22 protein-coding genes are annotated in these 23,781 nt (G+C 70.9%); 16 read left to right on the top strand and 6 right to left on the bottom strand.

Annotation, left to right across the window (positions count from 1 at the left end):
* The first annotated feature begins 4 nt into the window (after positions 1 to 4).
* From rimI to ACF07B_RS16200, 3 genes are read left to right on the top strand one after another with little or no spacing between them, the layout of a single operon-like run.
* The gene (gene rimI, locus ACF07B_RS16210) at positions 5 to 478 is read left to right on the top strand and encodes a ribosomal protein S18-alanine N-acetyltransferase (protein WP_326790839.1); all 474 of its coding nucleotides are present in this window, start codon (positions 5 to 7) and stop codon (positions 476 to 478) included.
* Positions 471 to 1,574: a tRNA (adenosine(37)-N6)-threonylcarbamoyltransferase complex transferase subunit TsaD gene (gene tsaD / locus ACF07B_RS16205; RefSeq protein ID WP_369480834.1), complete on the top strand. Its 1,104-nt coding sequence runs from the start codon at positions 471 to 473 to the stop codon at positions 1,572 to 1,574. Before rimI ends, tsaD begins: the two co-directional genes overlap by 8 nt.
* Positions 1,571 to 1,828 (top strand): hypothetical protein, encoded by a 258-nt coding sequence (locus ACF07B_RS16200; RefSeq protein ID WP_392179408.1) that lies wholly within the window; start codon positions 1,571 to 1,573, stop codon positions 1,826 to 1,828. Before tsaD ends, ACF07B_RS16200 begins: the two co-directional genes overlap by 4 nt.
* Positions 1,829 to 1,994: 166 nt before the next feature.
* Here ACF07B_RS16200 and ACF07B_RS16195 read toward each other — a convergent pair whose 3' ends face one another.
* Genes ACF07B_RS16195 through ACF07B_RS16180 form a run of 4 tightly spaced genes read right to left on the bottom strand, consistent with a single transcriptional unit; the run spans position 1,995 to position 7,486 of the window.
* Positions 1,995 to 4,313, bottom strand: coding sequence for a glycoside hydrolase family 3 N-terminal domain-containing protein (locus tag ACF07B_RS16195; RefSeq protein WP_392179407.1), 2,319 nt, complete (start codon positions 4,311 to 4,313; stop codon positions 1,995 to 1,997).
* Between the two features lie 50 nt (positions 4,314 to 4,363).
* Positions 4,364 to 5,263, bottom strand: coding sequence for a carbohydrate ABC transporter permease (locus ACF07B_RS16190; RefSeq protein WP_392179406.1), 900 nt, complete (start codon positions 5,261 to 5,263; stop codon positions 4,364 to 4,366).
* Between the two features lie 4 nt (positions 5,264 to 5,267).
* Entirely contained in the window at positions 5,268 to 6,176 is a 909-nt protein-coding gene (locus tag ACF07B_RS16185; RefSeq protein WP_369480903.1) for a carbohydrate ABC transporter permease, read from the bottom strand.
* Between the two features lie 2 nt (positions 6,177 to 6,178).
* Entirely contained in the window at positions 6,179 to 7,486 is a 1,308-nt protein-coding gene (locus tag ACF07B_RS16180; protein WP_392179405.1) for an ABC transporter substrate-binding protein, read from the bottom strand.
* A 138-nt stretch (positions 7,487 to 7,624) separates the two neighbouring features.
* On the opposite strand from ACF07B_RS16180, the gene ACF07B_RS16175 reads away from it, so the two are divergent.
* The 7 genes from ACF07B_RS16175 to ACF07B_RS16145 all read left to right on the top strand — a co-directional run bounded on the left by ACF07B_RS16175 (position 7,625) and on the right by ACF07B_RS16145 (position 16,787).
* Positions 7,625 to 8,653, top strand: a complete 1,029-nt coding sequence (locus tag ACF07B_RS16175) for a LacI family DNA-binding transcriptional regulator (protein WP_392179404.1) — start codon at positions 7,625 to 7,627, stop codon at positions 8,651 to 8,653.
* Positions 8,654 to 9,014: 361 nt separating this feature from the next.
* On the top strand, positions 9,015 to 10,391 hold the full coding sequence (locus tag ACF07B_RS16170; protein WP_392179403.1) for an endo-1,4-beta-xylanase: 1,377 nt from the start codon (positions 9,015 to 9,017) through the stop codon (positions 10,389 to 10,391).
* 116 nt (positions 10,392 to 10,507) lie between these two features.
* Positions 10,508 to 11,575: an LCP family protein gene (locus ACF07B_RS16165; protein ID WP_392179402.1), complete on the top strand. Its 1,068-nt coding sequence runs from the start codon at positions 10,508 to 10,510 to the stop codon at positions 11,573 to 11,575.
* A 305-nt stretch (positions 11,576 to 11,880) separates the two neighbouring features.
* The gene (locus tag ACF07B_RS16160) at positions 11,881 to 12,762 is read left to right on the top strand and encodes a hypothetical protein (protein WP_369486488.1); all 882 of its coding nucleotides are present in this window, start codon (positions 11,881 to 11,883) and stop codon (positions 12,760 to 12,762) included.
* Between the two features lie 165 nt (positions 12,763 to 12,927).
* On the top strand, positions 12,928 to 13,284 hold the full coding sequence (locus ACF07B_RS16155; RefSeq protein WP_326786029.1) for a YciI family protein: 357 nt from the start codon (positions 12,928 to 12,930) through the stop codon (positions 13,282 to 13,284).
* A 46-nt stretch (positions 13,285 to 13,330) separates the two neighbouring features.
* On the top strand, positions 13,331 to 14,614 hold the full coding sequence (locus ACF07B_RS16150; protein WP_392179401.1) for an RNA polymerase sigma factor: 1,284 nt from the start codon (positions 13,331 to 13,333) through the stop codon (positions 14,612 to 14,614).
* Positions 14,615 to 14,765: 151 nt separating this feature from the next.
* Positions 14,766 to 16,787, top strand: coding sequence for a cell wall-binding repeat-containing protein (locus ACF07B_RS16145; RefSeq protein WP_392179400.1), 2,022 nt, complete (start codon positions 14,766 to 14,768; stop codon positions 16,785 to 16,787).
* Here the strand turns inward: ACF07B_RS16145 and ACF07B_RS16140 are convergent.
* Positions 16,765 to 17,958: a methyltransferase domain-containing protein gene (locus ACF07B_RS16140; RefSeq protein WP_392179399.1), complete on the bottom strand. Its 1,194-nt coding sequence runs from the start codon at positions 17,956 to 17,958 to the stop codon at positions 16,765 to 16,767. The genes ACF07B_RS16145 and ACF07B_RS16140 overlap by 23 nt on opposite strands.
* A 157-nt stretch (positions 17,959 to 18,115) precedes the next feature.
* Between ACF07B_RS16140 and ACF07B_RS16135 the strand changes: the two genes are divergently transcribed.
* From ACF07B_RS16135 to ACF07B_RS16110, 6 genes are all read left to right on the top strand, one after another.
* Positions 18,116 to 18,445, top strand: a complete 330-nt coding sequence (locus ACF07B_RS16135; protein WP_392179398.1) for a hypothetical protein — start codon at positions 18,116 to 18,118, stop codon at positions 18,443 to 18,445.
* Positions 18,442 to 19,194 carry a polysaccharide deacetylase family protein gene (locus ACF07B_RS16130; RefSeq protein WP_392179397.1) on the top strand — a complete coding sequence of 251 codons (753 nt, stop codon included), beginning with the start codon at positions 18,442 to 18,444 and terminating at the stop codon, positions 19,192 to 19,194. The genes ACF07B_RS16135 and ACF07B_RS16130 overlap by 4 nt, the downstream gene beginning before the upstream one ends.
* 314 nt (positions 19,195 to 19,508) lie before the next feature.
* Entirely contained in the window at positions 19,509 to 19,817 is a 309-nt protein-coding gene (groES, locus tag ACF07B_RS16125; RefSeq protein ID WP_266761820.1) for a co-chaperone GroES, read from the top strand.
* Between the two features lie 155 nt (positions 19,818 to 19,972).
* Positions 19,973 to 21,595 carry a chaperonin GroEL gene (gene groL / locus ACF07B_RS16120; RefSeq protein WP_369484428.1) on the top strand — a complete coding sequence of 541 codons (1,623 nt, stop codon included), beginning with the start codon at positions 19,973 to 19,975 and terminating at the stop codon, positions 21,593 to 21,595.
* A 261-nt stretch (positions 21,596 to 21,856) separates the two neighbouring features.
* Positions 21,857 to 22,135, top strand: a complete 279-nt coding sequence (locus ACF07B_RS16115) for a type II toxin-antitoxin system Phd/YefM family antitoxin (RefSeq protein ID WP_392179396.1) — start codon at positions 21,857 to 21,859, stop codon at positions 22,133 to 22,135.
* Complete coding sequence (locus ACF07B_RS16110) at positions 22,132 to 22,389, top strand: Txe/YoeB family addiction module toxin (protein WP_392179395.1); 258 nt, start codon at positions 22,132 to 22,134, stop codon at positions 22,387 to 22,389. Before ACF07B_RS16115 ends, ACF07B_RS16110 begins: the two co-directional genes overlap by 4 nt.
* 43 nt (positions 22,390 to 22,432) lie before the next feature.
* Here ACF07B_RS16110 and ACF07B_RS16105 read toward each other — a convergent pair whose 3' ends face one another.
* Complete coding sequence (locus tag ACF07B_RS16105; protein WP_392179394.1) at positions 22,433 to 23,632, bottom strand: hypothetical protein; 1,200 nt, start codon at positions 23,630 to 23,632, stop codon at positions 22,433 to 22,435.
* Positions 23,633 to 23,781: the final 149 nt, after the last annotated feature.

The raw sequence follows: 23,781 nt of genomic DNA, 5'->3' as shown, positions 1-23,781 counted from the left end.
CGAGATGCGCTGGTGGGACATCGATCCCGTACTGGAGCTGGAGAAGGAACTCTTCCCCGTCGACGCCTGGTCCCGTGGCATGTTCTGGTCCGAACTGGCCCACTCCCGGGGCCCGGAGGCGACCCGGCGCTACCTGGTCGCCTGCGACGGCGACCGGCTCGTCGGATACGCCGGGCTAGCCGCCGCGGGGGACCTGGGCGACGTGCAGACGATCGCGGTGCGGCGGGACCAGTGGGGCACCGGACTCGGTGGCCGGCTGCTCACCGAGCTGCTGCGGGCCGCCAGCGACTTCGACTGCGCCGAGGTGATGCTGGAGTGCCGCGTGGACAACGTCCGCGCGCAGAAGCTCTACGAGCGCTTCGGCTTCGAGGCCATCGGCTTCAGACGCGGCTACTACCAGCCGGGGAACGTGGACGCCCTGGTGATGCGGCTGCACGACCCATCGACCTCCGTACAAGGAACAGAGACCCATGGCTGACGAACCACTCGTCCTCGGCATCGAGACCTCCTGCGACGAGACCGGTGTCGGCATCGTCCGCGGGCACACCCTGCTCGCTGACGCGATCGCGTCGAGCGTCGACGAGCACGCGCGCTTCGGCGGGGTCGTCCCCGAAGTCGCGTCCCGGGCCCACTTGGAGGCGATGGTCCCGACCATCCAGCGGGCGCTGAAGGACGCGGGCGTGTCGGCCGGAGACCTGGACGGCATCGCGGTCACCGCCGGTCCCGGGCTCGCCGGGGCGCTGCTGGTCGGGGTCTCGGCCGCGAAGGCGTACGCGTACGCGCTCGGCAAGCCGCTGTACGGCGTCAATCACCTCGCCTCCCACATCTGTGTGGACCAGCTGGAGCACGGCGCCCTGCCGGAGCCCACGATGGCCCTGCTGGTGTCCGGCGGCCACTCCTCGCTGCTGCTGTCCACCGACATCACCTCCGACGTACGGCCGATGGGCGCGACCATCGACGACGCGGCGGGCGAGGCCTTCGACAAGATCGCGCGCGTGCTGAACCTCGGCTTCCCCGGCGGTCCGGTCATCGACCGGTACGCCAAGGAGGGCGACCCGAACGCCATCACGTTCCCGCGCGGTCTGACCGGGCCGCGCGATCCGGCCTACGACTTCTCCTTCTCCGGTCTCAAGACCTCCGTGGCCCGCTGGATCGAGGCCAAGCGGGCGGCCGGGGAGGACGTGCCGGTGCGCGACGTGGCCGCGTCCTTCCAGGAGGCCGTGGTGGACGTGCTCACCCGCAAGGCCGTCCGCGCGTGCAAGGACCAGGGCGTCGACCACCTGATGATCGGCGGTGGCGTGGCCGCGAACTCGCGGCTGCGGGTGCTCGCCCAGGAGCGCTGCGAGGCCGCCGGTATCCGGCTGCGGGTGCCGCGCCCGAAGCTGTGCACGGACAACGGCGCGATGGTCGCCGCGCTGGGCGCCGAGATGGTCGCCCGGAACCGGGCCGCCTCCGACTGGGACCTCTCGGCGGACTCCTCGCTGCCGGTGACCGATCCGCACGTGCCGGGGCGCGGGCACGCGCACACGCACGATCACGTGCACGAGGTGGCGAAGGAGAACCTCTACCCGTGACCGTCGCGCTGATGTGGGAGGCACGGGCCGTCGCCGGCCGGGGCGAGGATCTGCTCGCCTGGGTGCGCGGGCAGGCGCTCCCCGGGGACCCGGTGCGGCGGGAGATCCTGCGGGCACCCCAGGACCGGGTCCTCGTCATCACCTGGTGGGACGCGGCCTACGACGCGGATCTGCCCGAACTGCCGGAGCCCGACGGGGACTTGGTGGCCCGGGCGGTGCACAGGTGGCGCTTCGAGTCGGTCCACCCCCACTGACCGCCGCCCTTCGGCCGACGGGCACCGGTGGGTCCCGCCGCCCCAGCGGCTGACCACCGGTGGGGCCCGCCGCCCGGGGCGCGGGTCGGATGCGGGGCTGGATGCCCCGCGGGCCGGTCGCCGGGTCCTCACCCGGCTACCGGCCCCCCAGGCGTCCTCCGCCGGATCAGGACACCTGCGCGACCTCGGTCTCGCAGCGCATGCGCCGGTCCGTGCCCAACTGCCGTACCGGACCTGTCAGGTTCAGCCGGGCCGTGTGACGCACGTCCGCGCTGGAGGCGGCGAGCCGCAGTTCCAGGGCGCCCGGTTCGACGATCCGGGTGCCGGTGCGGTCGGTGAACGCCGAGAGGTCCGCGTGGAAGCGGAAGGTCACACGGCGGGCCTCACCCGGTGCCAGGTCCAGGCGCTGGTAGCCGATCAGCCGCACGTCCGGGCGGGTCACCGAGGCCACCGGGTCGTGCAGGTAGAGCTGGACGACCTCGGCGCCCGCGTGCCCACCGGTGTTGCGGACGGTCACCGCCACGTCGTACGAACCGTCGGTGCCGATCTCGGTGCCGGTGCCGGTCCCGGGAACCTCGGCCGGCTCCCAGTCGAACGACGTGTACGAGCGGCCGTGGCCGAACGGGTACAGCGGCGTCGGGTCCAGGCTGCTGACCTCGCCCGCCAGACCCAGCGGCGGCTGGAGATAGGTCCACGGCTGACCGCCCGGGTCGCGCGGCACGCTCACCGGCAGCCTGCCCGAAGGGCCGACCCGGCCGGACAGCACGCCCGCCAGCGCGGGACCGCCCTCCTCGCCGGGGAAGAACGCCTGGACGACGCCGCCGAGACGGTCCTGCCAGCGGCCCAGCGCGTACGGGCGGCCGGTGAGCAGCACCAGGACCACCGGGACACCCGTGGCGACCAGGGCGTCCAGCAGCTCGCCCTGCACACCCGGCAGGCCGAGGTCGGCCACGTCGCAGCCCTCGCCTGAGGTGCCCAGGCCGAACAGCCCGGCACGGTCACCGAGCACCGCCACGCACACGTCGGCCTCCGCGGCCCGTGCCACCGCCTCCTCGAACCCGGACCGGTCCGCGTCCGAGACCCCGCAGCCCTGCGCGAACGTCACCTTGGCGTCCGGCAGTTCGGCGCGCAGCGAGTCGAGGACGGTCGGTATGTCCACGCCGGCCGGCACCTCGGGGTGGTGCGTGAGCACGTGCGAGGGGAACGAGTAGCAGCCGAGCATCGCCAGGGGGTCCGCCGCGCGGGGACCGACCACCGCGATCCGGGTGTCCGGGGCCAGCGGCAGCAGGCCGTCCGCGTTGTCCAGCAGGACCACCGACTCCTCGGCGAGCTTGCGGGCGAGCGCCCGGTTGCCCGCGGAGTCCAGGTCGACGCTCCGTCCGGTCTCCGGCCGCCAGTCCTCGTCCAGCAGGCCGAGCTCGCACTTCTGGAGCAGCACCCGGCGGGCCGCCCGGTCGATCAGCGCCTCGGGGACGGTGCCCTCACGGACGGCGGCCACCAGCGGCTCGCCGTAGCACTTCAGCGTGGGCAGCTCGACATCGATGCCGGCCTCCAACGCCTTGTGCGCCGCCTCGGCCTCGGTGCCGGCCACCCGGTGCAGCGTCTGGAGGAAGCCGATGCCGAAGTAGTCCGAGACCACCGTGCCGGTGAAGCCCCACTCGTCGCGCAGCAGCTCGGTCAGCAGCTGCGGGTCGGCCGACGCCGGGACGCCGTCCGTGTCGTTGTAGGCGGCCATGACCGAACGGGCGCCGCCCTCGCGCAGCGCCATCTCGAACGGCGGCAGCGTGATGTCGGAGAGCTCGCGCACCCCGGCGCGCACCGGCGCCAGGTTCCGGGCACCCGCCGAGGCCGCGTACCCGGCGAAGTGCTTGAGCGTGGCCACGATCCCGGCCGACTCCAGGCCCCGCACATAGGCGGTGGCGACGGTGCCGACCAGGTACGGGTCCTCGCCGATCGTCTCCTCCACCCGGCCCCAGCGCAGGTCGCGGACCACGTCCAGGACCGGGGCGAGGCCCTGGTGGACGCCGACCGAGCGCAGGTCCTCGCCGATGCGCCGGCCCAGCTCCTCCACCAGATCCGGGTCGAAGGTGGCGCCCCAGGACAGCGGGACCGGGTACGCCGTCGCCTGCCAGGCCGTGAAGCCCGCCAGGCACTCCTCATGGGCGACCGCGGGTATGCCGAAGCGGCTCGCTTCGATGATCCGGCGCTGGGCGCGGGCAAGGGCCTGCGCGCCCAGCGCCGGGTCCACGGGGGCGGTGCCGAAGGAGCGGGTGAGCTGGCCGAGACCGCGGGTGATCAGCTCGTCCCAGTCGTAGTCGGAGGACATCTCGCTCTGGAGCGGGGCGACTCCGCCGCCGTCCGTGTCGGCGCCGACCCACACGCCGTAGAGCTGGGCGGTCTTCTCCTCCAGCGTCATCCGGGAGAGCAGGTCGTCGACGCGGGTCGCGGCGGGCAGGGCGGGATCGCGCCAGGGAGCGGTGGTCATGGAACTCCTGTCGGGGAAAGGGGGGTTCGACCGCCCCTGGTCGTACACGTTCACTTGCCGCCCACACCCATGAGGCCGCCGACCAGCGCGCGGCGGGCCACCAGGTACACGATGAAGATCGGGACACCGGAGAGGACGACGGAGGCGAGGATCGCGGGAATGTTCACGCCGAACTCGCTCACGTAGTTGAACAGGCCGAGGGTCAGCACCCGTGGCCCGTCGGACTGGGTGAAGATCAGCGGGAAGAGGAAGCCGTTCCAGGCCTGGAGCGCCGCGTAGATGACGACGGTGCTGATGCCGCCCTTGGACATCGGGATGACGAGCTGGAACAGCATCCGGGTGGTGGAGGCGCCGTCCAGCGCCATCGCCTCGTACATCTCCTCGGAGATGTCCCGCAGCGTGCCGGTGAGGATCAGCACCGACACCGGCATGGCGAACGCGGCCGTCGGCAGCACGATCGCGAGCAGGCTGTCGTACAGGTTCAGCTTGGCGATCATCAGGTAGAGGGGCACCACGACGGCCTGCGCCGGGATCGCCACGCCCAGCAGGAACAGCCGGAACGCGGCCCCCGACCAGACACTGCGGGTCCGCACGGCCACGTAGGACAGCGGGACGCACAGCACCAGGACGATCAGGACGACTCCGGCCGCGGCCAGCACCGTGTTCCACAGCAGATGACCGAAGCCGTTGTGCAGGACGGTGTTGTAGTTGTCCAGGGTCGGATGGGACGGCGGCTTCAGGGCGTTGTGGCCCAGCGCCTCGTCCTGGTGGGTGAGCGAGGCCGAGAACATCGCGTAGATCGGGATGATCACGACGGCCAGCCAGATCAGCGAGCCGGCGCCCGCCAGGGGGTTGGCGCGCCTGGCCCAGTGCCTGCGGCGGCGCGCGGGCCGCTCGGGCGTCGGGGCGGAGTCCGTCTTCACGGGACGGGGCAAAGTGTCGTGTGACATGGCGTCACATCCCTTCCCGGGTGCTGCGCATCGCGCCGAAGCCGGACAGCTTCACCATCAGCAGGGACAGCGCGGTCGCCGCGAGCACCAGGAACGAGGCGACGGCGCTCGCGTAGCCGAAGTCGTAGCTCTTGAAGCCCGCCTCGTACATCAGGTACGGCAGGATCGCCGTGTCGGTGCCGGGACCGCCCTGGGTGAGGATCAGGACCGTCTCGAAGTACGTCAGCGAACCGACGACCATCAGCACACCGGACGTCGTCGCGGTGTTGCGGAGCTGCGGCAGCGTGATCGAGAAGAACTGGCGCAGGCGTCCGGCCCCGTCGATCGCCGCCGCCTGGTAGAGCACCTCGGGGATCTGCCGTGCCCCGCCCTGGTAGATCAGGGTGTGGAAGGGGATGAACTGCCAGCCGCCGACGAACACGATCGCGAGGAACGCTCCGCTGGTCGTGCCCAGGGTGTCCCTGTGGATGATGCCGAAGTTCGGGTCCAGCAGCGCGTAGAACAGCAGGGAGATCGCCGTCGACGACAGCAGGAACGGCACGAAGAAGATCGCCGAGAGGACCGCGCGGTTGCGCTGCCTGCCCGCCGCCCACACGCCGAGGAGCAGGGAGATCACCGTCTGGAACGCCCAGCTCACCACGGTCAGTCCGACGGTGACCGTCAGGGACTGGGTCAGCCGGTCGTCGCTCAGCAGTTTGCGCCAGTTGGCCAGCCCTGCCGGCTGCGGATCGCCCAGGCCGTTCCACCGGGTGAACGACAGATAGAAGGCCAGGACCATCGGGGCGAGGGCGAAGAACGCGAAGAACAGGACGCCGGGGAGGGCCAGCGCCGCGCTCGGGCGGCCGGCCCTGTTGCGTCGGCCGGAGCGGGGGCGGCCCGCGTCGTTCCGCGGGCCGCCCTTGACCTGCGTCACGCTCACTTCAGCTCCTTGAGCGCCGACACGAACTGCGTCGGCGAGGACTTGCCCACGAACAGCTTGTTGACCTCGGTGAGCATCGGGGTCGACACGTCCGGGTCGACCGCCTGGTCCCAGCTCAGCGTGAACGCCGGGGCCTTCTGCACCATCTGGTACTGGAACTTGGCGAACTCCGGGTTCGGCGAGGCGTCCAGGAGGGTCGCCGCGTTCGAGGTGGCCGGGACGTCACCGTTGGCTATGAGTTCCTTCGTGTACGCGAGGGAGGCGGAGTCCCGCAGGAAGGCGATCGCCGCGTCCTTGTTGGAGGTGCGGGCGTTCACCGACCAGTAGTTGGTCGGGTTGCCGACCACGTTGAGGATGTCGCCGGCGCCGCCCTCGATCTGCGGGAAGGCGCACCAGCCCAGGTTCTTCTTGGCGAAGTCGGGGAACTTGCCGAGCTGCGTGGAGTACTCCCACGAACCCATCAGATGCATCGCGGCCTTGCCCTTGGCGAAGACCGCGGGAGCGCCGCCGTTGCCGTAACCCACCGAGCTGTAGCCCTTGCCGAAGGCGCCGTCGTCGATCAGTTCCTTGACCGTCTGGGCGGCCTTGAGGACCGCCGGGTCGCCCCAGGCGGTGGCGTCACCGTTCTTGATCTTTTCGAAGACCTGGGGGCCGCCGATCCGGTCGACCAGGTACTCCAGCCACATCAGCTCGGGCCAGACGTCCGCTCCGCCCAGGGCGAACGGCGTGATGCCCGCCTTCTTCAGCTTGGTGTTGTTGTCCAGCAACTGGTCCCAGGTGGTGGGCGGCTGGAGCTTGTTCTCCTCGAAGACGGTCTTGTTGTAGAAGAGGATCACGGGCTGCATGCCGCGCATCGGCACGCCGTAGTTCTTGCCGTCCAGTCCGCCCGACGTCAGCACCGAGGGCAGGAAGCCGCTCTTGAGCACGGAGTCGGACGTGATGACGTCGGTCAGGTCGACGAGCTGGCCGGCCTCGCGGTAGGCCTTGATGGAGCCGCCGCCCCAGTTGAAGAACACGTCGGGAGCGTTGGGCGAGCCCATGGCCGTGCGCAGCTTGGCCGGGTAGTCGGTGGCGGGCACCTTCTGGAGCTTGATCGTGCCCTTGGCCTTCTTCGCGGCGGCCGACGCGTTGAACCGGTTCACGGACTTGACCTGGATCTTCGCCGCGTCGTCGCCGTATACGAACGCGGTGAGCGTCCCGTCGGCGCCGGAACCACCGCTGGAGCCGCAGGCGGTGAGCCCGCCGACGGAGGCCAGGGCAGCCGTGCCCGCGCCGAGGAACCAACGTCTGCTGTAGGACTCCATAGGACGGCACCTCTCGGTAGGCGCGAAGGATCGCCGATGATCCATCGCGAATGTTTCGAGTTATTTTTCGAATGTTCCGGGAAGGTAAGACGATCCGGTAGGCCCGTCAAGGGGTCGCGCAGATATACGATCGCCGCCATGAAGCCTGGGAAGTCCGCAGAAGCACAGACGGCGACGCTGGCCGAGATCGCCCGGGAGGCCGGTGTCTCGGCTCCGACTGTTTCGAAAGTCCTCAACGGTCGCGCCGACGTCGCCCCCGCGACCCGCTCCCGTGTCGAGGAGCTGCTGCACGCCTACGGCTACCGGCGCCGCAGGGCCGAGGCTTCCCGCTCGCCGCTGATCGACCTGGTCTTCCACGAGCTGGAGAGCGCCTGGGCGATGGAGGTCATCCGGGGCGTGGAGAACGTCGCCAGGGACGCCGGCCTCAGCGTGGTGCTCTCCGAGTCCGCCGGTCGCCTCACCCCCGGCCGGACCTGGGCCGACCAGGTCGCCGCCCGCCGCCCGCACGGCGTGGTGCTCGTCCTGTCGGGCCTCGACGACTCCCAGCGCGCCCTGCTGAACAGCCGGTCCATCCCCTTCGTGGTGATGGATCCGGCGGGCGACCCCGGAGTCGACGTGCCCTCCATCGGCGCCACCAACTGGCAGGGCGGTCTCGCCGCCACCCGCCACCTCGTCGAACTCGGCCACACCCGGATCGGCGCCATCAGCGGGCCGTCACGGATGATGTGCAGCCGGGCGCGGGTCGACGGCTACCGTGCGGCGCTGGAGACGGCCGGGCTGCCGGTCGACCCCTCGCTGATCGTCGCCGGGGACTTCCACCACGAGGCCGGCCACCGGATCGGCCTCGACCTGCTGCGCCGTCCCGACCGGCCCACGGCCGTCTTCGCCGGAAACGACCTCCAGGCGCTCGGCCTCTACGAGGCGGCCCGTGAGCTGGGGCTGCGCATTCCCGAGGACCTGAGCGTCGTCGGTTTCGACGATCTGCCGGTGGCACGCTGGGTGGGGCCGCCGCTGACGACCGTACGGCAGCCGCTCACGGAGATGGCCGAGGCCGCGGCGAAGCTGGTGCTCGACCTCAGCCGCCAGGAGAGGCCGTCGGCCGGGACGAGGATGGAACTGGCGACGAGCCTGGTCGTCCGCAGCAGCACGGCGCCGCCTGCGGCGTGAGACCGGGCGCCTCCGGTAGCCCGCCCCTGTCGTTCGCGGGTGCGGTGCGGGTGCGTTGTGGGTCGGGGCCGTGCCGGTGCATCAGCCCGTCGCCGTTGGGTGAGGCGTGGGCGTCGGTGGCGACGGGCATCGATGTACCGGCACGGCCCCTTCCGTGCGTGGCCGACCGCGGGTGCTTCGTGGTGGCCGTTCGCCCCTTCGGCGCCGGGGCGGGAGCGTGGGGCCTGTGTGTGGCGTGGGGCCGAGGTGGCCGGATCGGGTCGAAGTCGGCCGGGGGACCGTATTGACGGGTGGGGCATCCGCCTCCACACTCCTCCGAAGTCAATCGGTTGTACAGCCGAAACTTTCGGAGGCACCCGCAATGAGAACCTCCCGAACCAGCTCCTTGACCCGTCCCTTATCCCGCCGCGTCGCCGCCCTGTTCGCGGGAGTCGTGACCGTGGGCGCCCTGCTCGCGGCCGGTACGACGGCACACGCCGCCGGCACCCCGCTGCGCGACCTCGCCGCCGCCAAGGGCAAGGTCATCGGCACCGCCGTCACCGGCTCCAAGCTGACCGGGACCTACGGCGACATCGCCGGGGGCCAGTTCAACTCGCTGACCCCGGGCAACGCGATGAAATGGGGCACCGTCGAGCCCACCCGGGGCAGCTTCGACTGGGCCGAGGCCGACCAGATCGTCGCGTTCGCGCAGGCCCACAACCAGCAGGTGCGCGGTCACACCCTGGTATGGCACAGCCAGAACCCGAACTGGCTGACCAACGGCACCTGGACTACCGCCGAACTGAGCGGTCTGCTCCAGGACCACATCACCACCGAGGTCACCCGCTACAAGGGGAAGCTGGCCGCCTGGGACGTGGTCAACGAGCCCTTCAACGAGGACGGCACCTACCGCTCGACCCTCTGGTACAACGGCCTCGGCGCCGACTACATCGCCCAGGCGCTGACCCGGGCACACGCCGCCGACCCGAGCGCCAAGCTCTACATCAACGACTACAACGTCGAGGGCGTCAACGCCAAGAGCACCGCCCTGTACAACCTGGTCAAGTCCCTGAAGGCGCGCGGTGTCCCGATCGACGGCGTCGGCCTCCAGGCCCATCTCATCCTCGGCCAGGTCCCCGGCACCCTCCAGCAGAACATCCAGCGCTTCGCCGACCTCGGTGTCGACGTCGCGATCACGGAGCTGGACATCCGGATGCAACTCCCCTCCGACAGCACGAAACTCGCCCAGCAGGCCGCCGACTACAAGGCGGTGTTCGACGCCTGTGTCGCCGTGACCCGCTGCTACGGCGTGACCGTCTGGGGCTTCACCGACTCCGACTCCTGGATCCCGGACGTCTTCTCGGGCTACGGCGCGGCGACCCCGTACGACGAGAACTACGCGCCCAAACCGGCGTACGACGCGATCGCCGCCTCGCTCGGCGGCGGGACCACGACGCCGCCCACGGGAGCGTGCACGGCGACGTACAGCGTCCAGAGCCAGTGGAACACCGGGTTCACGGGGCAGGTGCGCATCGCGTGCTCCGGGGCCGCGCTCTCCTCGTGGAAGGTCACCTGGACGTACGGCGCGGGCCAGCGGATCACCCAGGCCTGGAACGCGAACTGCACCCAGACCGGCGCGGCGGTGAGCTGCGCCAACGCCTCCTACAACGGGACCGTCCCGGACGGCGGTTCGGTGACGCTCGGGTTCAACGCCTCGTGGAGCGGGAGCAATCCGGCGCCCACGGTGACGCTGGGCTGAGGTTGTACCGAGGCCGGTGTGAGTCTGTTCTGAGAAGGGTGAGAGTTTCCGAAGAAATTCGTTTCGCGCTTCTTTCCCTAACAGTCCCCTAATAATTCGGACTTACGTTCCTCCTCGTGACGGGACACAAGGACATCGGGGACGGGTTCGGGGACGGGGTCGGGCCGGTGGGCCGGCGGTCGCGGGTACTGAAGGCCGCCGGTCTCACCCTGGCGGGACTGCTGGTGCTGGGCGTCGGGACGGCGGGCTGGGCCTACTGGCATCTGAACCAGAACATCAAGAGCGTCGACATCAACAGCGCGCTCGGCGACGACCGCCCGGCGAAGGCGGTGGTGACGCCCTCGGCCCCGGCGTCGGCCTCCGCCTCCCCGCTTCCCAGCGGCGCCCTGAACATCCTGGTCCTCGGCTCCGACTCGCGCAGCGGCAAGGCGAACGCGAAGCTCGGCGGCGGCGACAGCTCCGGCGCCCGTTCCGACACGGCGATGGTCGTGCACATCGACGAGGGGCGCACCCGGGCGACCGTGGTGAGCATCCCCCGGGACACCCTGGTGACCCGGCCGGCCTGCCCGACCTCCTCCGGCGGGTCGACGGCGGTGGCGTACAACGCGATGTTCAACAGCGCCTACTCGATCGGCGGTCCGGTCTGCGCGGTGAAGACGGTGGAGTCCCTCACCGATGTCCGCATGGACCACTACATCGAGATCGACTTCTCCGGCTTCGCCGCGCTCGTGGACGCGCTCGGCGGTGTCACGGTCACCACGGACGAGGACATCGACGACGACCAGAGCCACCTGCATCTCACCGCGGGCGAGCACCACCTCGACGGCACGAAGGCGCTGGCCCTGGCCCGCACCCGGCACGGCATAGGCGACGGCAGTGACCTGGGCCGCATAGGACTCCAGCAGAAGCTCGTGAAAGCCCTGTTGGGGCAGATCTCGTCGGCCGGTCTGCTCACCGACCCGGCCAAGCTCTACAGCGTCGCGAACGCGGTGACCGGCAGCCTGACGACGGACACCGGGCTGGACTCCCTCGGCGAGCTGATGAAGCTCGGCCAGAGCCTGAAGTCCCTCTCCTCCGACGAGGTCACGACGGTGATGATGCCGGTGGTGACTGCTCCCTCGGATCACAACAGGGTGATCGCGAACGAGCCGGAGGCGAGCGACCTGTGGGCCTCGCTCAAGTAACGATCCCCGGGCTTCGCTCAAGTGACGCCACGACTCGGGTGATTCTGTCGGACCGGTCCGCGGGGCTTGAGCTTCGGGGCTCGGGATTCGAGCCTCTTTTGTAGGGAATGGGTGGGAGGCTCAACCCACCCTCCCTCCCTTGCCGACGGCCGAAGTGCCGTCCGGGCCAGGGGATATGACTTTTCGTGATCGGGTCGCGGCGGAGCGTGGCGTGCGTGTAGCGTGCGCCGCGAAAGCATCGACCCCCGTGGGTGTTGGAGCACCACGCGGGGGTCTGACCACGTTGATCGAAAGCGAGTCGATCCATGGCTGTCACCCAGCCTAGTGCTGCCCTGCGCCCGTCCGCCCATCCCCTGGCCAATCCGGGGTACGGAAAACGGTCGGCGCCCGACCAAACCCCACGGACCGGTCGGGACTTCGCACATCTGCCCACCCGCGAGGCATCGATCGCGTCGTACATCGACCGGCTCGCCGACGAGTCGGACCTCTCCATCAAGACACTCGCCAAGCACCTCCCGTACGGCCAGTGCGCCCTCTCCACGGCCCTCAACAACCTTTCCGCGGCAGGGCATCTGCGCAGGGTGCGCCGCCCCGTCACCGTCGACGGCCACCCCCGCTGGGTCTGGCACACCTTCTTCTCGCGCACCGCGCACGACGACGCCTGGTGGAACGCCCTTCTCGCCGGGGAGACGCCGGTGACCGAGCGGCCCGTGGCGGCGGCGCGTTCGACCGCCTACAGCCTGCTGGCCCGCCTCGGCCGGATCGACGCCCGGCTGACGCTGTCGGCGGGGGAGTGCGCGGCACTGGAGGGGGAGGCCGCCGAGTGGTTTGCGCGGGGCGCGGGTGAGCCGCAGCTCGTCCAGGCGCTGACGGCCGGGCTCCCGGAGCGGGTGGCGCACGCCTACGCCTTCGTACGCGCCCGGCTGCTCGCCAAGCTGCCCCCGCGACCCGAGCCGCTTCCACCTGCGCCCCGCTACGAGCTGGTGTGCACGGCGTGCGGGGAACCGGGCGGGGACGGTGGGCAACTGCGGGGCGGCTTGTGCGGGGGATGCCGGGGCGGGCGGCCCGCCCTCGCGGCGCATGAAGTGCGGGCCCATGCCGGACGGCTGCGCGCCGCTCTCCGTTCCGGGACCCGCACGGTGGGGCTCACACCGGACACACAGAAGCGCGAGGACTTCGCCGACTGACCCGAATCCCCGATTCCCCCCCCGATTGATCCATCCGGGCCCGCCCCGGGAAAGAAACCAAAAGAATCCGGGGACGGTGTCGAAGCAGGTGTCTCCCGTTCGACGCACGGGTGAGAGGCAGGGAGAAGCCCCGCCTCCGAGGCACCACCGACACGAGGAGTCACCATGCCCCGCTATCTCTCCCTGGTCCAGATCGACGAGAGCACCGCGCCCGCCGAGGGTCCCAGCCCCGAACTGATGCAGCGGATGGGCGAGCTCATCGAGGAGGTCACCAAGGCGGGCGTCATGCTGGAGACCGACGGCCTGACGCCCACCGCGCAGGGGAAGCGCGTCCACTGGTCGGGTGGGCAGCTGTCCGTCACCGACGGTCCCTTCACCGAGTCCAAGGAGGTCGTCGGCGGCTACGCGATCATGCAGTGCAAGGACATGGACGAGGCCGTGGAGTGGACCAAGCGGTTCCTGAAGACGCACGAGGAGTTCTGGACGGTCACCTGCGAGGTGCGGGAGATCGCCGGGGGCTGAGCGGTCTCCTTGGCCTGACGCCGCCGCGGGTGTCTGATGGTGAGCTGTGGAACAGCAGCCCGGACGAGCCCCCGCCGGCGGCGTCGACACGGCCGTCGAGACCATCTTCCGTATCGAGTCGCCCCGCGTCATCGCGCGCGTCGCCCGGATCGTCCTCGACGTCGGAATCGCCGAGGAGCTCGCCCAGGACGCCCTGGTCGCGGCGCTGGAGCAGTGGCCGCGGGACGGTGTGCCCGACAACCCGGGCGCCTGGCTGACGGCCACGGCCAAGCACCGGGCGATCGACCTCGTACGCCGCCGGGAGCGCTACGCGCGCAAGCTGGAGGAGGTCGGGCGGGACCTCTCGCTGTCCTCGCCGCACCACCTCGACGAGCCCGCCGATCCTGACGACATCGACGACGACCTGCTCCGTCTGGTCTTCACCGCCTGCCATCCCGTCCTGTCCTCCGAGGCCCGCATCGCGCTGACCCTGCGGCTCCTCGGTGGCCTGACGACGTCCGAGATCGCCCGCGCCTACCTCGTCCCGGAGACGACGGTCGCCCAGCGCATCGTGCGGGCCAAGCGGACACTGGCGGCGAAGGGGGTCGCCTTCGAGGTCCCCTACGGACCCGAGCGCGAGGCCCGGCTCGGGTCCGTACTGGAGGTCATCTACCTCGTCTTCAACGAGGGGTACGCGGCGACGGCGGGCGACGACCTGCTCCGTCCGGCGCTGTGCGAGGACGCGCTCCGGCTGGCCCGGGTGCTCGCCGAGCTGATGCCCAAGGAGCCCGAGGTGCACGGGCTCGCCGCGCTGCTGGAGCTCCAGGAGTCCCGGGCGGCCGCCCGCACCGGGCCCGGGGGTGAACCCGTCCTCCTCAAGGACCAGAACCGCCGCCGCTGGAACCGCATGCTGATCCGCAGGGGCTTCACCGCGCTGGGCCGCGCCAACGCCGTCGCCACGGGCAGTCCGGGGCCGTACGTCCTCCAGGCCACCATCGCCGCCTGTCACGCGCAGGCCTACGCCTACGAGGACACGGACTGGGGGCGGATCGCCACCCTCTACGACCTGCTCGCGGCCCGCACCCCCTCTCCGGTCGTCGAGCTGAACCGCGCCGTGGCGGTCTCCATGGCCGAGGGACCGGGCCCCGCCCTGGAGATCGTGGACGCCCTCGCCGACGAACCCGCCCTGCGCGACTACCACTTGCTGCCCAGCGTGCGCGGCGACCTGCTCGCCCGGCTGGGCCGTACGGCGCAGGCGCGGGCGGAGTTCGAGCGGGCGGCCTCGCTGGCGCGCAACGAGCGGGAGCGGGAGCTGCTGGTGGCGCGGGCCCGTGAGCTGCGGGGTTCGTGAGATTCCCGTTCGGTAACTCCGTTCCCAACGTGATCGGCAAGGGCTTACAGTGACGCCGCTGCCGTACACGGGAAGGACGCTCTCCGTTCACCCGTAGGCCCCCGCGAGGCGTGGTCCGGCAGCCACCGCACCTACCCTGGGGGGTACACCCTTGAAAATTTCCGCGCGCCACAGACTCGTGGCGCTCACCGCGGCGACGGCCCTGGCCGCCGGTACCGCAATAGCCCTGGCGCCGGGCGCGTCGGCCGACGTCACCGGGTGGCCGGCGGCCGACGGCCGGATCGCCGTCTCGAACGACGGCATCATGTCGGTGGACGTCGACGGCAACGGCGAGAAGCGCGTCTCGAACGGCTCCGACGACCAGACGCCCGCGTGGTCGCCCGACGGCAGCCGCGTCGTCTTCGAGTCGGCCGGAGGGCTGGGAACTGTCGGCCTCACCAGCCTCAGCGTGACGACGGTCTATTCGTCGGCATCGGGCAGCTCGGCCTCCCACCCCACGTACTGGACCTACGGCCGCAAGATCGTCTTCTCCGCGGCCAAGAAGCTCTACTCGATCCCGGCCGGCGGCGGTACCCCGGTCCGGCTGCTGGCCACCGGCGGCTGCGACCTCGTGCCGAGCGGCGACGCGACCGGCACGCTGCTGGCCTTCCAGCGCAACGGCACCGGCTGCACCACGACCACGCCGTCGGTCGTGCTCTACAACGCCGCCACCAAGACGGAGACCAAGCTCGCCGCGGGCGGCTCGCCCGCCATCTCGCCCGACGGCACGAAGGTCGCCTTCATCCGCACCGTCGACGGTCACCGCCAGCTCTTCTCGATCAATACCGACGGCACCGGCGAGCGCCGTCTGACCGTCGACGCCGGTGACTACGACAGCCCCTCCTGGGCGCCCGCGAGCGACCGGCTCGTCGTGCACTTCGACCGGCCCACCAGTGGTGGCCGCCAGGAGAGCAATGTCGTCATGACGATCACGGCGGACACGGTGACGGAGGGACAGCCCTTCCCCTGGGGAGGCCGTTCGCCCGCGTGGCAGCCGCTGCGCAAGAACACCGTCGCCCGGGTCTGGGGCGCCGACGTCTACGGCAGCAACATCGCCGCGTCGCGCTGGACCTGGAACACGGTCGGCAAGAGCGAGCCGGGGCTCATGAACGCCTCGTCCGCCGTGCTCGTCTCCCGGGACAGCCAGTCGTACGCGCTGACCGCCCCCGCCCTCGCGGGCAAGAAGCACGGGCCGGTCCTGCTGACCCCGGGCACCTCGCTGTCGACGTCCGTCCAGAACGAGCTGAAGCGGACCCTCAAGCCGGGCGCGAGCGTCTACCTCGTCGGCGGCACGTCGATCCTGAGCAGCGCCGTCTCGACGAAGGTCACCGCGCTCGGTTTCGTCCCGAAGCGGCTGGCGGGCACCTCCCGCTACTCGACCTCGGTCGCCGTGGCGAAGTCGATCACCAGCGCGCCGGACTACGTCTTCATCGCGACCGGCACCGACTACCATTCGGCGCTCGCCGCCGCGTCGGCAGCGGGCGCGGACGGGACGAGCGGCAAGGCGGTCGTCGTGCTCAACGACGGCAACACGCTGACCTCGTCGGTGAAGTCGTACCTCAACGGCCTCGACCCGCGCGACACCTACATGATCCCGGTCGGCGGCTCGGCGAAGTACGCGCTCACGCACACGTCGTTCTCCCACTGGCCGTCGACGTACACCTACTACCCGGTCACGGCGAGCACCAACGCGGGCACCGCGGCCGCCCTCGCGCGGTTCTGGTGGGGCGCTCCGGGCAGCGTGTCCCTGGCCTCCACCGACAGCTGGCGCGGCGGCACCTCGGCCGCGGCGGCGATGAACGTCTTCGGCCCGCTGCTGTGGACGGACGTCACCACCCTGACCGCCGACACCAAGTCCTACCTGCTCAAGGGCGCCGCGAACATCAACGGCATCGGCGTCTTCGGCGGTACCGGCTCGGTGTCGACGGCGGCGCTGGACTCCGCGGGCACGGCGATCAGCGCGAGCAGCGGCCAGTGGACGTACACGCCCTACTACAACGGCGTTGCGCCGATGGCGAGTTCGTCCTCGGTCGCCGGGTCGCCCGCAGGCGCCTCGGCGGTGCGGACGGGCACGGCGCCGCGGCCCGTCACCGGGCCGGACCTCGGTCCGCTCAGCACCCGCCACCAGCAGTAGGCGGCTTGGCGGGTGCCCCCACCAGCATGGTCGGGGCGCCCGCCACCCGGGTCAGGAACACCGTCGCGGAGTGCGGGCCCCGCGGCTTCACCTTGCGCCGCAGTTCCTCCGGCTCGACGGCCGATCCACGCTTCTTGACGGTCAGGACACCGACCTCCCGCTCCCGCAGCAGCGCCTTCAACTTCTTCACGTTGAACGGGAGTTGGTCGGTGATCTGGTACGCGGAGGCGTACGGCGTCGGGCGCAGCTCGTCGGCCGTGACGTAGGCGATCGTCTCGTCGACCAGTCCGCCGTCCAGGTCCTCGGCCACCTCGGCGACCAGATGCGCGCGGATGACGGCGCCGTCCGGTTCGTACAGATAGCGTCCGACGGCCCTGACCGCCGGATCCGGCAGGCCGCGGCCGCGCAGTTCGCGCGGGCCCGGCAGCAGGGTGGCGCGCACCAGGCCGGGCTCCGTGCCGAACCAGAGCACCGCCTCCTTCACGTCCCCGCCGTCCGAGATCCACTCGGCCTCCGCCTCGGCGGGGACCGCCTCGTGCGGGATGCCGGGGGCGATCTTCAGCGCGGCGATCGGAGCCTTCACGGCCGCTCCGACCGCCCAGGACAGCGGCGGCGAGTACGCCTCGGGGTCGAAGATCCGGCCCCGGCCGCCCCGGCGTGCCGGGTCCACGAAGACGGCGTCGTACGAGGCGGTGTCCACCTGCGTCACATCCGTCTCGCGCACCTCGATCAGGTCCGCGAGTCCCAGCGCGTCGGCGTTCGCGCGGGCGGCGGCGGCCGTCAGCGGGTCGCGGTCGACGGCCAGGACGCGGATTCCGGCGCGGGCCAGCGCGATGGCGTCGCCCCCGATGCCGCAGCACAGGTCGGCGACGGAGCGGACCCCCATTGCGCGCAGCCGCTCGGCGCGGTGCGCGGCCACGGTCGTGCGGGTGGACTGCTCGACCCCGTTCGGGGTGAAGAACATCCGCCCGGCGTCCTCGGCGCCGAACTTCGCCACCGCCCTTTGCCGCAGCCGTGCCTGGCCGAGGGCCGCCGAGACCAGTTCTGCGGGGTGCTCGCGGCGCAGCCGGGTGGCGACGGCCAGTTCCTGTGCCGGTTCGGTGGCGCGGACCTCGTCGAGCAGGGCGCGGCCCTCGGCGGTGAGGAGAGGGGCGAAGGAGACGTCGTTCACCCGGCCATTGTGGGCCAGTCGGTGGACGGTGTGCTGCCGGCGGCGGTGTCGGGGCCCTCACGGGGGCGGTGAGCTGGGAGGATCCGGCTCCATGCGACCCGTACGACAAAATGATAAAACCGGTGCAAACGGGGCTGGTGCGCGCCGGGGAGTCGGCGTGCTCGCCCTCGCCCCTCTCGCCTCCGGCTGCGCCGGGACCGGCTCGGACCCCGCCCCGGGAACCGGAGTCGCCACGCCGGCCCACGCCCCGGGAACCGGAGTCGCCACGCCGGCCCGCGCCCCGCGGGCCGTGCTCAGGGCGGGCCCTGCCCGCGCCCTCGCCGCCCAGGCGGACCGGCTGAGCCCGGCGCAGGCCCGGCGCGCCGCCGCCGCCCGGCGCCGGGGGCCGGCCGAGGAGCCGCTGACGCCCCCGGCGCCGCCCGCCGGGAATCCGGCCGTCAAGGCCCGCGAGGGATACGCCGGCGCGCGTCTGGAGGACTACCTGTGAGGGTGCGGGTGCCGGCCGCCGGGCTCCTCGTGGCGGTACTGCTCAGCGGCTGCGCGCAGTCCGTCGACCCCATCGAACGGCTCGGCAAGAAGGCGGCCCAGCGGGTGCACCCGACGCAGTCGGCGTACCGCCGCTGGGGTCTGGCCACCCCGCTCGCCCCCGCGCCGGACGTGCCCGTCCGGACCACCGCGCGCACCGCGGACACCGGACTGCCGCCCGTCGTGAACCAGGTGCGCACCCGCGACAAGGTGGTCTTCCTGACGTACGACGACGGGGCGGAGCGTGATCCGCGGTTCGCCGACATGGTCCGCGAACTGCGTCTGCCGGTCAGCGTGTTCCTCACGGACCGGGTCGCCGGCCCCGGGTACGGCCGCCTCGCCCGGCTGCGCGCGGTCGGCGCGAGCGTCCAGAACCACACCCTCGACCACGCCACCCTGCGCGGTCTGCCCTACGCCGGCCAGCGCGCCGAGATCTGCGGACAGCAGGACAAGCTCACGCGGCGCTTCGGCGTCCGGCCCCGGCTGCTGCGGCCCCCCCACGGCCGGTACGACGACACCACCCTGCGCGCCGCCGCCGACTGCGGGGTCGCCGCGATCGTCCTCGGCAGGACGGCCGACGCGCACCCGCTCCGGCCGGGCGACATCCTCGCCGGCCCCGCCGAACCCGATCTCGCGGGCGCCACGCTCCGTCTGCTCCGCCGGATCCAGCGCGAGGGCTTCACCCTGGCGCGGCTGGAGAACTACCTCTAGGAGGCGCAGGGCGCGGAGCCGCCCGGCCGGGGGCGAGCGGAGAGCTGCCCGCGGGCCGACCGGAGATGGACCCCGGAGAGGCGCCCATTCGGTGCGGTCCGGCCTCTTCCGGCCCCTTCCGGCCCACGCCACGCCGACTGCCTTTGGCACTCCGCTTGACCGAGTGCTAATCACAGTCATAGTCTCAGGTCTGGCACTCCCCCCTGGAGAGTGCCAATAGCGACGGGCAGATCCGGCACCCGCGACGACGGATCCACCTGGTCGCCACCTCAGACAGTTAACCCCGTGAGATCTCCGAAGGGGGAGGTCGGATCGTGACGACCACCAGCTCCAAGGTTGCCATCAAGCCGCTTGAGGACCGCATTGTGGTCCAGCCGCTCGACGCCGAGCAGACCACGGCCTCCGGCCTGGTCATCCCGGACACGGCCAAGGAGAAGCCCCAGGAGGGCGTCGTCCTGGCCGTGGGCCCGGGTCGCATCGAGGACGGCAAGCGTGTCGAGCTCGACGTCGCCGTCGGCGACATCGTTCTCTACAGCAAGTACGGCGGCACCGAGGTGAAGTACAACGGCGAGGAGTACCTCGTCCTCTCGGCTCGCGACGTGCTCGCGATCATCGAGAAGTAATTCACCCGGTAAGGGCGTTCGGGGACTTCCCCCGGACAACCCCGCACCAAGCATTGCAGTGAACTGCGCCCCTGGCCCCCGCTACTTTCGATGAACCGGGCGCTGGGGGCGCCGTTCGTTTCTCCCAAGTTTTCCGAGAGGGCTGAACCGCTCCCATGGCGAAGATCCTGAAGTTCGACGAGGACGCCCGTCGCGCCCTTGAGCGCGGCGTCAACAAGCTTGCCGACACGGTGAAGGTGACGATCGGCCCCAAGGGCCGCAACGTCGTCATCGACAAGAAGTTCGGCGCTCCCACCATCACCAACGACGGCGTGACCATCGCCCGTGAGGTCGAGGTCGAGGACCCGTTCGAGAACCTCGGCGCCCAGCTGGTGAAGGAGGTGGCGACCAAGACCAACGACATCGCGGGTGACGGTACGACCACCGCCACCGTGCTGGCCCAGGCGCTCGTGCGCGAGGGCCTGAAGAACGTCGCCGCGGGTGCCTCCCCGGCGCTGCTGAAGAAGGGCATCGACGCCGCGGTCAAGGCCGTCTCCGAGGAGCTCCTCGCGACGGCCCGCCCGATCGACGACAAGTCCGACATCGCCGCCGTGGCCGGGCTCTCCGCGCAGGACAGCCAGGTCGGCGAGCTCATCGCCGAGGCGATGGACAAGGTCGGCAAGGACGGTGTCATCACCGTCGAGGAGTCCAACACCTTCGGCCTGGAGCTCGACTTCACCGAGGGCATGGCCTTCGACAAGGGCTACCTGTCCCCGTACATGGTGTCCGACCAGGAGCGTATGGAGGCCGTCCTCGACGACCCGTACATCCTCATCCACCAGGGCAAGATCAGCTCCATCCAGGACCTGCTGCCGCTGCTGGAGAAGGTCATCCAGTCGAACGCCTCCAAGCCGCTGCTGATCATCGCCGAGGACGTCGAGGGCGAGGCCCTGTCGACCCTGGTCGTGAACAAGATCCGCGGCACGTTCAACGCCGTCGCCGTGAAGGCCCCCGGCTTCGGTGACCGCCGCAAGGCCATGCTCGGCGACATCGCCACCCTCACCGGTGGTCAGGTCATCGCCGAGGAGGTCGGCCTCAAGCTCGACCAGGTCGGCCTGGACGTGCTCGGCAGCGCCCGCCGCGTGACCGTCACCAAGGACGACACCACCATCGTCGACGGTGCCGGCAGCTCCGACGAGGTCGTCGGCCGCGTCAACCAGATCAAGGCCGAGATCGAGAACACCGACTCCGACTGGGACCGCGAGAAGCTCCAGGAGCGCCTCGCGAAGCTGGCCGGCGGCGTGTGCGTGATCAAGGTCGGCGCGGCCACCGAGGTGGAGCTCAAGGAGAAGAAGCACCGTCTGGAGGACGCCATCTCCGCGACCCGCGCCGCGGTCGAGGAGGGCATCGTCTCCGGTGGTGGCTCCGCGCTCGTCCACGCCGTCAAGGTCCTGGAGGGCAACCTCGGCAAGACCGGCGACGAGGCCACGGGTGTCGCGGTCGTCCGCCGCGCCGCCGTCGAGCCGCTCCGCTGGATCGCCGAGAACTCCGGCCTCGAGGGCTACGTCATCACCGCCAAGGTCGCGGAGCTCGACAAGGGCCAGGGCTTCAACGCCGCCACCGGCGAGTACGGCGACCTGGTCAAGGCCGGCGTCATCGACCCGGTCAAGGTCACCCGCTCCGCCCTGGAGAACGCCGCCTCCATCGCCTCCCTGCTCCTCACGACCGAGACCCTGGTCGTCGAGAAGCCGGCCGAGGAAGAGGCCGACGCCGGCCACGGCCACGGGCACTCGCACTGACGCACACCGGGAACGTCCGTAGGACGGGGCCGACGCCCCTGGCGGGACCCCGTTCGCCGGACCGTGCCTGACCACTTCGCCCCGCCGTTCCCACGGCGGGGCGAAGTGCTGTCCGGGGGCGCCGACGCATGTTTGACGTCAGGAGGGTCCTGCCGGGTCACGCGGGGGTGCCTTCCGGGAGCTCACTCCGGACCGGTACAGGATCCTTGTACCGGTTGAGTGGTACCGTGATTCTGTACCATTTCTTGGGAGGATGCGTCCATGGCCATCAGCGCCAGCGAGGCCCGAGCCAGGCTGTTCCCGCTCATCCAGCAGGTCAACGACGATCACGAACCCGTCGAGATCACCTCCAAGGGCGGCAACGCCGTACTGATGTCGGCTGACGACTTCCGCTCCTGGCAGGAGACCATCTACCTGCTCCGCAGCCCTGCCAACGCCGCCCGCCTCATGGCGGCCGTCGCCGAGGACAAGGCTGCCGAGACACCGTTGATCGCCAGGTCCGTGGACGAGTTGACGGCCATGGCGGAGGACGGGGGGTGAGGGACGTACGGTTCCGTCCCACCGGATGGGAGGACCTCCTCTACTGGCGGTCCGCCGACAAGAAGCTGTTCGGCAAGCTGGTCCGCCTGATCGGGGAGATCCAGCGCGACCCCTTCACGGGGATCGGCAAGCCCGAACCGCTGAAGGGTGACCTGTCGGGTTACTGGTCACGCCGGATCGACGACGAACACCGGCTGGTCTACCGGGCCACCGAGAAGGAAGTCGTGATCATCAAGGCCCGCTACCACTACTGAGCGACGCTCGGAAGCCCGCGGCGTACGTTCACCGACCCGCGCGCTACATCCCCCGCTCGTGCTCGCGGACGTAGGTGTAGCCGCGGGGCAGAACGTGGGGTCCCGCCAGGCCGGCTTGTGCGTGATCCTCCCGGTAGGCGGCCTTCGCTTCCGTGCTCGCCTCCTTGCCGAGGTGCCCGATGCGCATCAGATGGCCCGCCACGCGGTGAGCGCTCATCGCGTGTCCGGCTCCGGCCTCGTTCCGTAGATCCTCACGTTCCGCGACCCGAAGCGTCGGCGCGTAGCAGAGCAGCGGAACCGGTGTCGCTCCCCGCCGTGCCGGATAGTGCAGTGCGCCGGAGGCGTTGACGCTGCCCTGCTCCCAGGTGAGCATTCCGCGGGAAAGGAGCCGCGCGATCGCCCCGTCGATCTTCTTCCTCGCCGGCGGCTGAGGATGCGCGCGCTCGATGGTGTTCCGGATCAACGCCTCCTGAGGAAGCAGGGCCCGGCCCGTCTCGTCGAGGTACCCCAGCTCCCGCAGTGCGATCAGCACGAGTTCCTCGACCCGGTCCACGCGGGCGTCGAAGGCCGCCAGCTCGCGGGTCATGATGCGCGGGTCGTAGGCGTAGCGCACGACGGTGCCGCCGAAGACGACGGGCTCGTCGAGCGGGGTGTAGGCCAGGCGGAGTTTCTTCCAGGTGTCCCACCGCACCGACACGTGCGTCCCGGGAAGGACGAAGGGTTGCCATGTCAGTCCGGTCAGGAGTGCCTCGCCACCCTGTTCCCGGAGCCGGACACCCTTCTGCTCGTCAAGGACCCGTATGCGGTGACGGCCACGCAGAAAAGTGAGCTCCAGCGGCTCTTGAGGGGCGGCCCGGTCGGCCATCTCCGACGGAACGGGGCAGGTGCCGTGCACCAGATGCCCGGCACGCACGGAGAACTTCCACTCGACCGTGAGACCGGTGTTGAGCACCGAGTGGGGAAGCCCGCCGTCGGGTTCCGCCGCGACGATCGGCGCGAGATCGTCCGTGGTGTCTTCCCTCGACGGCTGGTCGTGGTCCGCGGGCGATTCCTGGAGGCGTCCGTAGCAGCCGTTGCAGAGGAGCGTCCGATCGCCCACGGCGACGGAACGTGCCGTCTTCGTCCGAGCGCACCGCGAGCAGGTGAAGGACGCGACCGCCTCCAGCCGGACGAGCCGCATCCCTCCCCGAGGCGGGTTGATCTTCGCGATGCCCTGGCCGAGAAGTTGTCCCCCGACGTTCACGACAGCCCCCGGATGCCACGCCCTCACAGAAAGAGGATCAGCGTACGGTTCCCGACTTGAGCGGACAAGGAAGATCCTCCGAACCCCTGTCCGGGGAACGGGCGTCGACGACGGCCGATCGAGGCCGTTCGAACCCGAGAGGCACTCCG

The organism is Streptomyces sp. NPDC015532, from assembly GCF_043078065.1.
Classification (GTDB): Bacteria; Actinomycetota; Actinomycetes; order Streptomycetales; family Streptomycetaceae; genus Streptomyces.
Note: the sequence above shows the minus strand (reverse complement) of the source record. Positions and strands in the feature narration are given on the sequence as shown.

Excerpts from the sequence above, each read along its gene's own strand:
- tsaD (WP_369480834.1), top strand. The coding sequence starts at position 471 with ATGGCTGACGAACCACTCGTCCTCGGCATCGAGACCTCCTGCGACGAG.
- rimI (WP_326790839.1), top strand. The coding sequence starts at position 5 with ATGCGCTGGTGGGACATCGATCCCGTACTGGAGCTGGAGAAGGAACTC.
- ACF07B_RS16175 (WP_392179404.1), top strand. The coding sequence starts at position 7,625 with ATGAAGCCTGGGAAGTCCGCAGAAGCACAGACGGCGACGCTGGCCGAG.
- ACF07B_RS16115 (WP_392179396.1), top strand. The coding sequence starts at position 21,857 with ATGGCCATCAGCGCCAGCGAGGCCCGAGCCAGGCTGTTCCCGCTCATC.
- ACF07B_RS16180 (WP_392179405.1), bottom strand. The coding sequence starts at position 7,486 with ATGGAGTCCTACAGCAGACGTTGGTTCCTCGGCGCGGGCACGGCTGCC.
- ACF07B_RS16155 (WP_326786029.1), top strand. The coding sequence starts at position 12,928 with ATGCCCCGCTATCTCTCCCTGGTCCAGATCGACGAGAGCACCGCGCCC.
- ACF07B_RS16160 (WP_369486488.1), top strand. The coding sequence starts at position 11,881 with ATGGCTGTCACCCAGCCTAGTGCTGCCCTGCGCCCGTCCGCCCATCCC.
- groL (WP_369484428.1), top strand. The coding sequence starts at position 19,973 with ATGGCGAAGATCCTGAAGTTCGACGAGGACGCCCGTCGCGCCCTTGAG.
- ACF07B_RS16190 (WP_392179406.1), bottom strand. The coding sequence starts at position 5,263 with ATGTCACACGACACTTTGCCCCGTCCCGTGAAGACGGACTCCGCCCCG.
- ACF07B_RS16195 (WP_392179407.1), bottom strand. The coding sequence starts at position 4,313 with ATGACCACCGCTCCCTGGCGCGATCCCGCCCTGCCCGCCGCGACCCGC.
- ACF07B_RS16170 (WP_392179403.1), top strand. The coding sequence starts at position 9,015 with ATGAGAACCTCCCGAACCAGCTCCTTGACCCGTCCCTTATCCCGCCGC.